14 protein-coding genes are annotated in these 12,977 nt (G+C 66.5%); all 14 read right to left on the minus strand.

Going from position 1 to position 12,977, the window contains the following annotated elements; genetic code table 11:
• Positions 1 to 20 precede the first annotated feature (20 nt).
• The 14 genes from AB5J62_RS26205 to AB5J62_RS26270 all read right to left on the minus strand — a co-directional run bounded on the left by AB5J62_RS26205 (position 21) and on the right by AB5J62_RS26270 (position 12,801).
• Positions 21 to 1,016: an RNA polymerase sigma factor gene (locus tag AB5J62_RS26205; protein ID WP_370942581.1), complete on the minus strand. Its 996-nt coding sequence runs from the start codon at positions 1,014 to 1,016 to the stop codon at positions 21 to 23.
• 312 nt (positions 1,017 to 1,328) lie between these two features.
• The gene (locus AB5J62_RS26210; RefSeq protein ID WP_370942582.1) at positions 1,329 to 1,682 is read right to left on the minus strand and encodes a hypothetical protein; all 354 of its coding nucleotides are present in this window, start codon (positions 1,680 to 1,682) and stop codon (positions 1,329 to 1,331) included.
• A 1-nt stretch (position 1,683) separates the two neighbouring features.
• Positions 1,684 to 2,157 (minus strand): endonuclease VII domain-containing protein, encoded by a 474-nt coding sequence (locus AB5J62_RS26215; RefSeq protein ID WP_370942583.1) that lies wholly within the window; start codon positions 2,155 to 2,157, stop codon positions 1,684 to 1,686.
• The gene (locus AB5J62_RS26220) at positions 2,136 to 2,834 is read right to left on the minus strand and encodes an HNH endonuclease (protein ID WP_370942584.1); all 699 of its coding nucleotides are present in this window, start codon (positions 2,832 to 2,834) and stop codon (positions 2,136 to 2,138) included. Before AB5J62_RS26220 ends, AB5J62_RS26215 begins: the two co-directional genes overlap by 22 nt.
• 13 nt (positions 2,835 to 2,847) lie before the next feature.
• On the minus strand, positions 2,848 to 4,707 hold the full coding sequence (locus tag AB5J62_RS26225; protein WP_370942585.1) for a DNA polymerase: 1,860 nt from the start codon (positions 4,705 to 4,707) through the stop codon (positions 2,848 to 2,850).
• Between the two features lie 81 nt (positions 4,708 to 4,788).
• Complete coding sequence (locus AB5J62_RS26230; RefSeq protein WP_370942586.1) at positions 4,789 to 7,179, minus strand: phage/plasmid primase, P4 family; 2,391 nt, start codon at positions 7,177 to 7,179, stop codon at positions 4,789 to 4,791.
• Between the two features lie 159 nt (positions 7,180 to 7,338).
• Positions 7,339 to 8,022, minus strand: coding sequence for a hypothetical protein (locus tag AB5J62_RS26235; protein ID WP_370942587.1), 684 nt, complete (start codon positions 8,020 to 8,022; stop codon positions 7,339 to 7,341).
• Between the two features lie 62 nt (positions 8,023 to 8,084).
• Positions 8,085 to 8,504: a hypothetical protein gene (locus AB5J62_RS26240; RefSeq protein WP_370942588.1), complete on the minus strand. Its 420-nt coding sequence runs from the start codon at positions 8,502 to 8,504 to the stop codon at positions 8,085 to 8,087.
• A 15-nt stretch (positions 8,505 to 8,519) separates the two neighbouring features.
• Positions 8,520 to 9,317 carry a hypothetical protein gene (locus AB5J62_RS26245; protein ID WP_370942589.1) on the minus strand — a complete coding sequence of 266 codons (798 nt, stop codon included), beginning with the start codon at positions 9,315 to 9,317 and terminating at the stop codon, positions 8,520 to 8,522.
• 147 nt (positions 9,318 to 9,464) lie between these two features.
• The gene (locus AB5J62_RS26250) at positions 9,465 to 10,016 is read right to left on the minus strand and encodes a hypothetical protein (RefSeq protein ID WP_370942590.1); all 552 of its coding nucleotides are present in this window, start codon (positions 10,014 to 10,016) and stop codon (positions 9,465 to 9,467) included.
• A 76-nt stretch (positions 10,017 to 10,092) separates the two neighbouring features.
• On the minus strand, positions 10,093 to 10,830 hold the full coding sequence (locus tag AB5J62_RS26255; RefSeq protein ID WP_370942591.1) for a hypothetical protein: 738 nt from the start codon (positions 10,828 to 10,830) through the stop codon (positions 10,093 to 10,095).
• Between the two features lie 201 nt (positions 10,831 to 11,031).
• Positions 11,032 to 11,298 carry a hypothetical protein gene (locus AB5J62_RS26260; protein ID WP_370942592.1) on the minus strand — a complete coding sequence of 89 codons (267 nt, stop codon included), beginning with the start codon at positions 11,296 to 11,298 and terminating at the stop codon, positions 11,032 to 11,034.
• Positions 11,295 to 11,840 carry a hypothetical protein gene (locus AB5J62_RS26265; protein ID WP_370942593.1) on the minus strand — a complete coding sequence of 182 codons (546 nt, stop codon included), beginning with the start codon at positions 11,838 to 11,840 and terminating at the stop codon, positions 11,295 to 11,297. The genes AB5J62_RS26260 and AB5J62_RS26265 overlap by 4 nt, the downstream gene beginning before the upstream one ends.
• A 109-nt stretch (positions 11,841 to 11,949) precedes the next feature.
• On the minus strand, positions 11,950 to 12,801 hold the full coding sequence (locus tag AB5J62_RS26270; RefSeq protein WP_370942594.1) for a peptidoglycan-binding protein: 852 nt from the start codon (positions 12,799 to 12,801) through the stop codon (positions 11,950 to 11,952).
• Between the last annotated feature and the right edge of the window lie 176 nt (positions 12,802 to 12,977).

Consider the following 12,977-nt stretch of genomic DNA (forward strand, 5'->3'; position numbering starts at 1 on the left):
TGAGCTTCGTATTGTGCGTTTCAAGCAGCCCGACACGGGTCGAAATACGGTGTTCGTGGCGCGACTATTTCCGGGCATTCGTCGTCGTCCGCGAGCCCTTCGTGGGTGATCCCGATTTCGTCGGCGGCCATCCCCAGTTTTTCGAGTGCCGACGACCGCAACCGGCGTACGTGGCGTACCGACAACCCGAGCAATTCGGCGGCTTCCTCATTTGTTGAGGCACTACCGGTGAACCCGCACACGGCATCAATGACTTCGCGCTCACGGTCGTTGAGATTGGCGCGTTCCCGTAGCCGCCGGACGTCTTCGCGGTCTTCGACTCGGTCTAGCTCGTCGGTGGCCGTTGGGTCGGCGGTCATGTCGGCGTAGGTGAGCCCGGCCGTCGTCGCCGTGTCGTCCCATTGAACGGGTGTGCCGAAAGCTGATCCGTGGACCGCCCAGAATGCCGCGAGGCTCCAGCCGAAATGGGAGCGTGCGTACTGAACGGCCGCAATCGTGTTGTAGGTGCCGTCTTCGCGCGCAGTGGCGTTGAGGGCTTCGCGAAGCTTGCGCCGCTCTCGCCCGGGAACCTTCGGTCGTCCCGGGCGCTGCGAGTCGACCAGGTCCACGAGATAGCGGCTCACGACGCGCCCGATGTACGGGCCGACGTTGCCGCCGAAGCGCTCGCCGATCAGGCCGGACCGAGCGTCTTCGAGAAGGCGGACAGCGCCTTCCTGGTGAAGGTCTTCACGGCTGAGTGCCGAGTCTCCCGCGATCCTCGCGGCGGTGCGCTCCAAGTCGGTCGCCACTCGGACGTACAGCGGCAGCTCGGCCGCGCGATCCCCCTTCGCCACTCCCGCGAGCAGTTCGGGAGCGGTTCGCGGGTCAGCGTGCGCCTCGCCCGCGACGGTATTGCTTGCTAGCCGTGCGATGTGGCCCGACAGCGCCGCACCTTGTGCCTGTACCGACTTCCCCGCATCAATTTGTTTACGCAGCGTAGTGACTAGTTCACTTTGCCGGGCGTTGCCCGTGGTCAAACCACTTCCTCCTTCGTGCGTCCCCCGACGCCCATACCCTCGAATGATCAAGCTAGCGCGAGTCGCCGAACGTATGTCTAGGAAATAAAGTTCCGCGAAACCTGTAACGCTCGGAAGCGCGCACAAAAGACGCACAAAACCCGCACAAGGTCCCGATAGGCACTTTGCCGCCATCCTGAAAACTGCGGCCTACCTGCGCGTAAATCGAACCTATGTTCGATACCTGTCAATTGCTCGAAACGCAGATGGGTTGGACACTTTGCAGGTCGCATATTGCAGCTCGCCGCCTAAGTGACGACGATCACGGACGAGTCACCTTGAGTTGCTAGGCCGTTCGAGTGAACTTCCATCCTCTGCTGAGCCGCCCTGGCGGTCTTCGAGCATGTCCGCCGCGTGGTGTGCTCGACGGGTAGCCGTCTCGGCATGCAGTACCGCTTGCACCGCGTGACGACGTGTCGCCTCCAGAGCGCTGTACATCCCCCGCCCTTCGCGGGCCAAGACGATGTCCTCGACCGGCCGGTTAACTCCGTCGCGTGACGACGAGACCAGCGCTTTGGGGGCAGCTACCGATGCCATGTCAGCCAATCCGGCGGCCTTCTCGAACGTAAAGGCGGCCCGTCGGAGACGCGCGGCAATCGCGATAAAGCTATCGGTTCTCATGCTCATTTCATTGATCCCTCTCAATGTCGGCAATGGCTAGCAATTCATCCGCACGCGCGAGATACGCGATAGCGGCCCGCAGGATCTCCGGGGATTCGCGAAAGTGCCCGATGCCCGCGTTGCAGGAGTGGCACAGCAGGGCGCGCACTGTGCCGGACAGGTGGTCGTGGTCGACCATGAGTCCTAGGGGAAGACGGTCTTCGTGTCGGCCGCAGACCGCGCACCGGTAGCGCTGTGCGGCCCGCAGCTCGTCCACGTCGGCGGCCGTGATCCCGTACCGAGCGCGGTAGCGGCGGTCGCGGGCGGTATCCCGGGTGGCCTGGTGCCTGCGTGCGGCGGCTACTCGGGTGCATGGGATGCACGCGCCCCGTCGGCCGTCCCGGCTCGAAGCACGTCGGTAGAACTCGGTGAGCGGCCGGAGTGTCGAGCAGCTCCCGCACACCTTCCCGGTCGGGGCGGTCACGCGGCCCACCCCCGCCACAGCTCACGCACTGACGCGCGCTTGTCGGCGGGGAGCCCGTCGAGTCGGCCGGGGAGCCACTCGGCGAGCGTCTTCGGTCCCTTGGACAGGTTGCACGCCCCGCAGGCCGGAGCGAGGTTCCACGGTGCGTCGTCCCCTCCGAGGACGAGCGGCCACACGTGGTCCAGGTGTTCGGCCTTGTCGCCGCAGTAGGCGCACCGGTCGCGGTAGAGCCTGCGCAGCCACGGCACGTCATAGGGAAGCGCGTACACGGCCCGTTCAGCGGCCCGGACGGCGTGGCCCCGGGCGCGTTGCCGATCCCGGTAGTTCGGGAACGCCCTGTACGCCTGGTCCGCGAACTCGCGGAAGTACCTCACGGCCTGCCCGGCGAGCGCGTCCAGGCACGCCCGCACATCTTGGGGTGTGCACCCCATGGGGTCACCGCGGCCGGCTCGAGTACTCGCCTGTGGTGTGCACCCCAACACGGACGCGGCCTCACAGCGGAGCGCGATGTGGTGCGCTTCGGCCCGCAGCGCGGCCCGGTCCGCGTCCCCGTAGGCCGCGAGTACCCGCGCGGTCTCCTGTCGGCGGCGGGCCTTGAAGTGGTCGGTGGCGCACGAGCGGCACAGGACCAGCTTGCGCGGCCACATCGGATACACGCGGACACCGTCGGTTGCGCCGCAGCGGCAACGCGCCATTGATCCCCCTTTCTTATGCGGCGGCACCGTAGAGAGATCCCCAGGTGCGTCCGCCGATCTCCAAGTCAGTCGTGAGCGGCACGCCGAAAAAGTCGTCGACCGCCATGGCCGTTTGAATCTCCCGGCCGATCTCGTCGGCGTCGGCGCGCGGCGCGCAGAACACCACTTCGTCGTGAACCGGAAGCCGCAGGTAGTCGGTCAACCCGCGCTCGTCGAGACGCAACAGGGCTTCGGCGAGCACGTCCCGTGCCGTCGACTGGACCATGTAGTTCGTTGCGGCATAAAGCCGTCTGCGGTCCAGCGGGAGCCGCCGCCCGGACGGCGTGATGACTTCTTTGGCTCCCCACTCGGCGCGGTTCTGCAAGCGCTTCGAGTAGCGCCGCACTCCGGCATACACCCGGTCATAAGCCCGGATGGCGGCCTTCACCTGGTCCAGCGGTGCCCCGGTCTGCCGAGACAGCGTGTCGGCTCCACCGCCGTAGACCTTGCCGAAGCCCACGCCCTTGCAGATCTTGCGGTGGTACTCGGTGAACTCCGGGCCGTAGATCAGTTCGGCGGTGAAGCCATGCAAGTCCCGGCCCGCGTGGATCGCTGCGGTCATCTGCACGTCGCCGGACAGCGCCGCAAGAATCCTCATTTCCACGGCTTGGTAGTCCACCGTGCCGACCACGCACCCGGGTTCGGCTTGCATGGCCCGCCGGATCACCCAGTCCCCGGAAGGAAGTTGCTGAAGCGGCGGCCGGGAAATCGACATCCGCGCCGTTCGGGCAGCCAAGCTCGTGATGTCCGGATGAATCCGGCCGCCGGAGTCCCGAAGCGCAAGCATCGAGTCCGCGTAAGACGTCTTCCACTTCGCCGCACGCTTCGCGCGAAGGACCGCATCCGCAAGCGGATTCGCGTCACGAGCCCCGATCCGCTGCCACTTGCGGTCCAAGTCCGCCAAGGGAAGCAACACTTCCTTGTCCACCTTGAGCGCACCGGAGTCCGTTGTCTCCGTGAGGATCTCGCCCATGCCTTCGAGCGCGGCGGAGATCTGCGCGGGCGCATTGACCGAGGTAATCCCGTACCGGCGGGCCGCTGCGGTCCACTCGTCGGCTTCGGCGAGCAACCGCGCGGCAAGCGTTTCGGTGTACTCGACGTCCAGCAGAAATCCGCGCGCTTCCATCCGCGCGCACACGAGCGCCACGGCGTGCTCGAACTCGGAGAGCCGTTCGTACCCGCCATCGTGAGCGAGCGGCCCGAGGATCGCGAACAGGCGCGCGGTCAGGATGACGTCCAGTCCGGCGTACAGGGTGTACAGCTCGTTGTCCCACGCGATCGCGGCCCACCCGGTGTGCTTCGTATGGCCGATCTTGCGGAACTCGCCGTACAGCCCGGTTTGCGTGTCCGGCGCGTCCGGGTCGACATGCCGGGCGGACAACGGCTTGAGCCCATGACCGATACCGCCCGGGTCCTGCGGGCCGCGTGGGTCGAGCAGATGCGCGAGAATCCGCGTGTCCGTGATCCGGCCCCACAGGTCCACCAAGTCGACGCCCAGGTATACCGAAACGGCGAGCGCATCAAATTTTGCGTTGTGCGCCAACAGATACGGCAGCGATTCGAGCGCCTCACGGACCGCGGAATGGGCTGCGCGCCCAAGCCCGGCCGCCGCGTCGAGCGGGATCACCCACGCGTCGCGCCCGGTGCCGAACTGGACCAGGCGCACCCGGAACCCCGGCGTGAAGATGTCGAGCCCGGTCGTCTCCGTGTCGAACGCGACCGGGCGCTTATGGTTGGTACGGCACCAATCCAGGAACGCGCGGAGATCCTCGGAGGTCTCGGGAATCCGGATCGTGACTGGGTCACCGGCAATGCGGTAGAGCTGTTCGCGCATCGTCCCCCTTTCCGGCGCGCAGAAAGAACCGGGCCACAAGGAAACCTTTGTGACCCGGTCCGCTCTGATGTGCTGTGCGGGCTAACCCGCCTGAATCTCATCCGGTCGCGCCATGCGCACACCGACGAGCGTCTGTCCCGCCGTCTTCTTGGCGCGAGCTACCTTGCGCGACTCCAGATTGCGCGCGAAATCTCTTGGCCCCCAACGCATCACCTGCATGACCTGCTCTTCATCGCGCCAGTTCTGGAAGACGTCCCATGCTTGTTTCTGCGTGATCGATCCCTTTGGGTCGCGCACCAGTACACCCGGCAAAAATCCGTTGAGTAGATCGGATTCCTGCCGGTACTCGGCGACGGCGGCCCGGATCGAGTCCGGTTCCCGCAGCCCGCCCGTGTACCACTCGGCCGCTCCCTTCACGGCCCACGCGAGGATTCCCGGGGCTTCGTCGAGCAAGGTCCGCGCCAACGTCGGGTCCTTGTCTTCGTCACCAAACGAGCGCGTGAACGGGATAAGTCTTGTCCTGCGCCAAAAACCATCGTCCTGGCCGCGCACATCGGGCCGGTAGTTCGTGGCCATGAGCATGAGCGCGGTGGGCTCGAAAGTAAAGATTCCCTTGTACAGCTCGCGCGCGGTCACCGGGTCGCCTGCCGTGAGCTGTTTCAACAGGGCCTCGTTCAGCCGCAGTCCCTCGGATAGCTCCGACATCACGGCGAGTCGCACACCCCGCAGCGCGGCAAGGGCCGGGTTCGCCGCGCCCGGGTCGTAGCTGCGTTGGTAGGCAACGGCCGCTTGTGACACGTGCCCGGTAATGCCACGCAGCACGTCCGCCAACGTGTTGACGAAGACGGACTTTCCGTTACTGCCGTGGCCATACAGCAAGGCGAAGACGTGTTCGCGTGTCTCCCCGGTGATGCCGTACCCGATCAGTCGCCGCATGTATGCGGGAAGCTCCAGGTCTCCCGGGAAGATCTCCGACAAGAATGATTCCCACCGAGGACACCGCGCGTCCGGGTCGAACTCCTGCCGGATGAGCTTGGTCAACCGGTCGTCGCGGTGGTGCTTGCGCAGCTCGCCCGTCCGGAGATCCACGGTGCCGTTGGAGAAGGTGAGCAGATGTGGCCGGGCGTCGAAGTCTTCGACCTCTCGGCCGGTGATCGTGCGCAGGTGTTCCAGCGCGGCCCGGATGCCGGAATCCATGTGCATCCGGCGCGTGACCTTCAGCGCTTCCTTGTACATGCTCGACTCGTCGCCGAACTTCTCCCGCAGCTCGGCAAGCTCGGCCGTCATGGCGTCGGCGACCCGGTGCCCGATGGCGCGTTCCCGTGTCTGACTCATCACGGACCAGACTTTCCCGTTCCAGGTCAGGAATCCCACGCCGTCCACATAGGCGGTGTCCTGCCCCACGATGTCGAGCGCCCGGCGGGCGTTGGCAATGTCGGTGCCTTGCATCGGGACGCGCTCCTTTCGCGGCTTGGGGATCTTCGGCGGTGCCTGATCGGTCGGCGTCCAGGCGGGCGCGTCGGACACGGCCTTGTGCAGCGCTGCGGCGAAGTCGGCGGCCTGCGATGCTCGCCAGTCCGCCAAGTCCTTGTGTGCCGCCGGGATGCTCAGCACCCGGGCCGGGACACCGAGCGCGGCCAAGTGCGTGCCCAACGCGTCGTTGAAGTCCCGGCCGCTGCGGTCGTTGTCTCCTGCGAGCACGAACAGGGCTCCGTCCGCCGCGCCGTCGACCAGCTCCCGCGCCGCGCGCTCCGAACGAGCCACTCCCGCACCCCGAACCGCCACGGCGGTGTATCCGGCGGCCACGGCCGTGAGCGCGTCGCCGGGTCCCTCGGTGACCACCACCGTGTCGAAGCTCGACGACGTCCGAAACACGCCCGTGGCGCTCCACCGCATCCCCTCCTGCGGACTCGCCAGATTCACCCACCGGGCCGGGCACGCGCCGCCGACGTCACGGCCTTGCAGCCCACGCGGTGAGCCGTGCCAATCGAGCATCGGGACGACGAGCCGGGGGTGAGCGGTGTACGCCTGCGTACGGAAGTCCCGGCCCCGAATGGTCACCGTGCCGTCGTCGTAGCCAAGCTGAAGTTCCCTCCCCATCTCCTCGGTCAGGCCGAACCGGTCGAGTGCGTACACGGCGCTCTCAGAGCCCGCGAAGCGTGCCGCTGCGGCGGTGACGTACTGCATGAGCGCGGCCACGGCTCCGGGGTCGAGCTCGATGGGCGGGACGTCGGACAGGGTCGGCTCTCCGGTCACCCGGAACAAGTCGGCGGTCTTGAGCCCGGCCGCCTTCAGAACGTCGTCGGTCGAGCATCCGGCGCGGCAGTGAATGAGCGCCCGGCCGTCCGGCTTGAGCGAGACGAACAGGGACGGCCGTCCGTCGGCGTGCGCTGGACAGGCGACCAGGACCCCGCCCTTGTCGTCGAGCACGGCCCCGCCCCCAAGCGCCTTGAGCAGCGCGTCAACGTGCATGAACTGTCTTCCCCCTCTTCCTTGGTTGGGGTGTGCACCCCATGGGGTCCCCGCGGCCGGCGTGGGGTGTGCACCACAAGCCGGGCGAGACCTGATGAAACGACGAAAGGCCCCCGGGACTGTCCACGTGGGACAGCCCCGGGGGCAGGTTGTGCGTGCTTACGCAGCGCCCTTGATGGAGATCTCCGGACGGTGATACTCGACGTGACGGCCGGACTTGGTGTCGTACTCGACGAAGGTCAACTTCAGGTCGGCCTTGACCGGGCCGTCCGCCGCGCCTAGCTCGCGCTCGATCTGCGGCAGATCGTTCACCAGCGACCACGAGCCAGACGAGAACAGGAACATTCCAAGGTCCGGGTCGTCCGCCAGACGGAAGCGAAGCCGGATGTCAGGCTTGGGGCCACGGCCGGACTTCGCCTGTTCCTTACGCTTGACCAGCTCGCGCGGGCACCCGCAGGCTTCGCCGATCTCCTCATCCTCGGGGTGGCCTTCGATGAAGTACGCCCCGTCACAGATGTGGATCGGCCCGGCCTGTCCGTACAGGGCCATCCGGGTGCGCAGCGCGGAAGCGTCCTCGATCACGACGGACACGCTCGCGGAGTCGGTCATCACCTGAAGGTTGTCGGACTTGTCGGTGTCCCACTCTTCAGGGGTGCCGCCGTACAGCTCGGCCATGCGGTCGGCGACGTCCGGGTCATCAGACGTCACGCGCCACTCGGAAAGAGCCTGCGGGCGGCGGCCAATCAGGATGCCCGAGCGGAACCGGCCGACGATGTCGTCGGCGAAGGTGGAACGCGCCTTGGGCTTTGCATCCGGATCGGTCTCGAAAATACGCAGCGACAAAGGGTACCCTCGCTGTCGTTTGTGGACCCCAGTGGTCCACAGGGGCTTTGCCCCTCTCTCAGTCAGAAGCGGAACGGGTCCACCAGGCGCGGGTACGGGTCGCGATACAGCGACGGCCGCAGGTACTCCGCAAGCCGTCGGGCGTCCGCCGCGCGCTTGTCCTGCAATGCCTTGGCAGCGGCGGCCTTCTCCCGCGCTACGCGCTCGCTCGCGGCCAAGTCGGCGGCCTTGATGAGGGCTTCGCCGATCTCGCGGGCTTCGGCTTCGGTGAGCGGAAGCCCCTTACACTCGCCGTTCTCGGCGGTGATCTTCACCGTTGCCGCGTTCGTGTCGTTGTCCCCCACGCGGTTGACGCGGAGGGTTCGGCGGTGCGCGGTGACCAGCGCCGGGAATGGCGAGATGGTCTCGACCGTGGCACCCTTGGGCAGCTTGGCCGTGTCGGGCTTGTCGGTGGTTTCGTACGTGACCTTGTGCGTTGCCATGAAACGGTTTCCCCTCTACTTGGTGGTTGCGCGACGTTCGGAGCCGGTCGAAGCCACGGACTCGAACAGCGGTGCGCCGATGACGGTGGACGATTCGGTGGTGACCCAGTCGAAGACCTTCCGCAGCGTCAGGAAGTAGTCAAAGACTGTCGCGTCTACACGGGCCGGAACGAGCTTCCAGCCTTCGGGCCGCAGGTGAAGGACCGCGCCCGCGTGGATCTCCGGGACCTCGGCGTGTTCGCCGGACTGCGTCACGATGCGGTCGGCGTAGGAATACGCGGAGAGCTGCAAGGCAACCTCTTCGTGCACTCCGGACCGCGTGCTCTTCGCGTCGAGCATCACGGTTTCGCCTTCGATGTCACAGATGGCATCGAAGGAACCGGCGTACTTGTGCGCGTCCGACCAGACCGCGTCCTCAATGAACCGGTAGCGCGGCTGGTACTTGTCGTGGAACTCACCGATCCACCGCACGTACGGCTCAAGGTCGGGATGTTGTCGGCCCACCTTGTCGCCGCGCGCCAACTTCTCATACAGCGCATGCACTTCCGTCCCGACGTCGGCGGCCTCGCTCGTCGTCCGGCGGTGCGCACGCTTGAGGTAATCCACGGCCCCGGTCGGGTCGTTCATCGCGAGACCGACCACGGGACCGATGTTGGACACAGCTGACTCGGCGGTGACCTTCGCGGCCCAATAGGTCAAGAAAGGCTTGGGCAGCATAGAAAGGACGGATGTCACGCCCGGCACCTTCTCGCGGGTCTCCGGGTGGACATAGAAGCGCGATCCGCCGCGCTTGATGGTTTTTACTGCGCTCACACGTGTTCCCCCTCGTTCGCGTTCTCGCTCTCTAATCTGTTCGGTGGCGAAAACGGCCCGCAGGGGGACATGATTTGGCAAAAAAGTTTTCAAAGACGACGAAACCCCGTGTCCCACAAGGGAAACGGGGTTCGGGAGACCTGTACCCTACTCGCCGAGTCCGGCGCGGACGTGTTCACAGGCTGTGACAATCCGGCTCAGTGCGTCACGTGCGGCGGCGGCTGTGTCGGTGTCGAGTCCGGCCGGGATGGTGAGACCTTCGGCTTGCTCAAGGATCGTGCGCACGCGGACCAGGAAGGTTTCGGTGTCGGCGACGGCGGACGCCGCTCCCTTCCGGCGCGGGGCGTTGCGGTCCTGCGTGCTCAGACCGTAGGCGGTGAGCGTGTCGGCGGGCAGGCGCTTCCGCAGCTCGATGCCGACCTGTTGGCGGACCGCCCCTTGCAGGCGTCGGGTGTCCTCTCGGGACACTCCCGCGTCGTCATACAGCGCGACTACGGCGGCACGGTACGCGTAGGACTTCGCCGCGTAGTCCGGCCGTCCCTGGTCATCCTGGAACGTCTCTCGCAGGTTGACCAGCAACCGGGCAAGGTCCTTCTTGGCGTCCAGCGAATCACGCAGGACTGCGACCTTCACAAGCTCAGCGCCGGACTCCAGTAGGGCCGCCTGCGTGGTCGTGTAGTCCGCCGAGTGCTCACTCATACTGTCCACCCTTTCACGGGGCAAGCCCGAACAGCCAGACTCGCCCCGTGACCATGGTAACGCACCTCGGGCACGCTTATTCTCCGTCGCGAGCCCTGAACGGTTCGCCGCAGTCACCACACAGAATCGGGGCACGGTCCAGGCGACCAGGGGTGATCGGGAACGGGTCGGGCTCGTCGCACTCGCAGATGACGTAGATGCGCTTGCCGCGCCGAGTGCCACCCCGGGACCCGGGCCCACCCGTCGGGGCCTCCTCCCCTTCCTCGTCGTTCTCGTCGGCCTGTCCCGCTTGCAGGTCGACAAGACTGGTGAGGTAGTGCAGGCGCGCGGACTCCAGTGCGGCAATGGTGCGGCCGTACGTCTTCGTGGCCTTCTCGGTGATCTCGCAGTGAGAGAACCCGATCGTGCTGTGTTTCTGCTTGCCTTCCGGCCAGATCAGGCCCAGTTCGTTCGCGGCGGCCACAAAGACCATGTTGTGGTAGCCGTTAGACGTGGTGCCCTTGACCTTGCGTGCATGGTTGAGCCCGTGCGCGGCTTCGTGAAGAAGGGCTTCCATGATCTTCACACCGTCCATACCGAGCAGTTCGCCGGAGACGAACAGCTCGGCCTTGCGGCTGATCATCTTCATCATGTCGGCGTCATCGCCCCGCTCCTGCCAGCGACGCGCCCAGAAGTGCGCAAGGGTCACCTTGTTCTTGGTCTCGATACCCGTTCCGGTGATCGCCACGACGTCGGGCACCTCGGGGTGGCGCTTCTGGATCGAGCGCCATGCGGCCTCAATGGCCTTGATGATCTGCGAGCCGGTGTTCGTCATGTCCGCGTCCCCTCTCGTCGGTGCGTTGTGACCAACTTAAGGTGCGTTACCATGGTAACGCACCTACTTGTGGTGCACACCACAACAGAGGCCCGCGGCCGGCTCGAGTGCTCGTGTGGGGTGTGCACCACAACCCGGGCCGGGTCGCTGTCCACAGGTTGGGGACAGGTGCGCCCTGCCTGTGGACAGCGAATCGGCTGGTCAGCTCGTGGTGTCGGCCTCCGGCGCGTCGGTGATGTCCTCGACGTCGCCGAAGTCGTATTCCCGTGCGGCAAGGCCGCGCTGATCGGCCGGAACGGGGATGACGCGGCGGTGAATCTCCACGCCCGCGATGAGCGAGACCGCAGCGGCGGCCACGTCGAGAAGCGCACTGTCCGGCAAGCCGGGCACGAAGTGCAGGGCCAGACCGACCAGGGCCGACAGGAGCGTCAGCGCGAACGCGGGGTACTTGCGGATGTAGCTGATCAAAGGACGTACTCCTTGACGAGTTGGTGGATGTGGTCGGCGAGCGCGTCCGGGGTGTCGTCGTTGCGGACGGTCAGGTCCGCGCGGATGGCGTCGGACTCGGTTTCGGACACGTGGCGGTCGGTGTCGACCAGGCCGGGGCGGGTAACCCGCAGGATCACGAAGCCCCGTGCCCGCAGCTCGTCCGCCTCGTTCAGGAAGCGGACGTCCGGGACCACTACCGGGCCGTGAACGAGCCGGACGCGGTCGGTCAGGTTCTTGATCCACGCGTCCGGTCCGAGCGTGTCCCGGACACCCACGCCGAGCTCTTGCAGAAACCGGCGGATCTCCGGGTATCGGTCCTTGGCGGCTTCCCAGCCGTACCGGTCAACCACGGCCGCGAGCGGCTCGCCTGACTGCACGAGCGGCCCGGCCGAGTACGCCAAGGACTTGAGCGGGTCGGCGAACGCCAACCGGGTGTAGCCGAAGTCCCGGACCAGGGTCCCGCCGATCGTGTCCTTGCCGGACCGCTTGCGCCCGACGATGCCGACGCTTCGGCGCGTCATGAGCAGACCTCCCCTCTGTGGTTGTTCCCTCCACTGTGTTCAGTGGCGAATCGGGGGCAAAAGAGGACATAGGCGGGCCGACGACTTCCGCCGACCCGCTCCGGTCGTCTCAGAGGCTCAAGGCCGCGAGCGTGCGCGGACCCGCGATACCGTCCGCCGCGAGCCCGGCTCGTCCCTGAAACTCCCGGACCACACTCTCTGTGGCCGCGCCGTAGACGCCGTCCGCCTTGAGATGCGAGTACGCGGGGAACCACGCGTTGAGCCGACTCTGAAGGGCTGTGACCGCCGGACCCGTGGAACCGCGCTTGAGGGTCGTCGCCGGTTCCTCAGGCGAAGGATCATCCCCACCGTTGCCAGGATCATCGCCGCTAAGACCGTCGTTGATCCGTCCCCAGGTCGCCGCGCCGACGATGCCGTCAACGCTGAGACCCTGTGCGGACTGGTAGCGCTTGACGGCCGCTTCGGTGTCAGCTCCGAAAACGCCGTCCGCCGTGAGACCGAGGTACCGCTGAACCAAAGCGACGTCGGCCCCGGTGCTACCGCGCCTGACGGTGGCGTGTCCGCCGGGGCCGGGGGAAGGAGGGGACGGGGTGCCGCCGTTCAGCCGGGCAGCGACCGCAGCCACGCGCGAGTACGGCGCGTTGATCTCGAAGTGCATTTCGTCCTTGCGGCCGGTGTAGTCGCCGCCCCACCGGACCACGTTGTCCACTTCGGACAGAATGCGGTGGATCTCGGCGACCTGCGCGCCGCTGAAGGTGCCGCGTGCCGCGAGCGGATGCCGGGTGGCATTGGCGTCTACGGCCGTGGCGCTCGCATGGTTGCTGGTCGCGGTCCCACCGACAATCGGGCGGTTGGCGTAGCCCCAGTCATCCGCGTCCGCGTCGAGATCCTCCACGCGCTTGTCGAACTCGCCCAGTACGTACATGAGCACATCGCCCGCCGGGCCGTCTGCGACGGTCACCCGGACACCGGTACCGGGCACGGTGCGCGAGCTGCGCGGAGGGTTGACCGGCCAACCATTCTGTGAGACTGCCAAAAGAAGTCCTTTGCTGTAGGGAAAAGTTCCATGTCTTCTGCGGTGTGGGTTGGGGTGTGCACCACAGGGGTCGGCCGCGGCCGGCGTGGGGTGTGCACCAC

Source organism: Amycolatopsis sp. cg5 (assembly GCF_041346955.1).
GTDB lineage: Bacteria > Actinomycetota > Actinomycetes > Mycobacteriales > Pseudonocardiaceae > Amycolatopsis.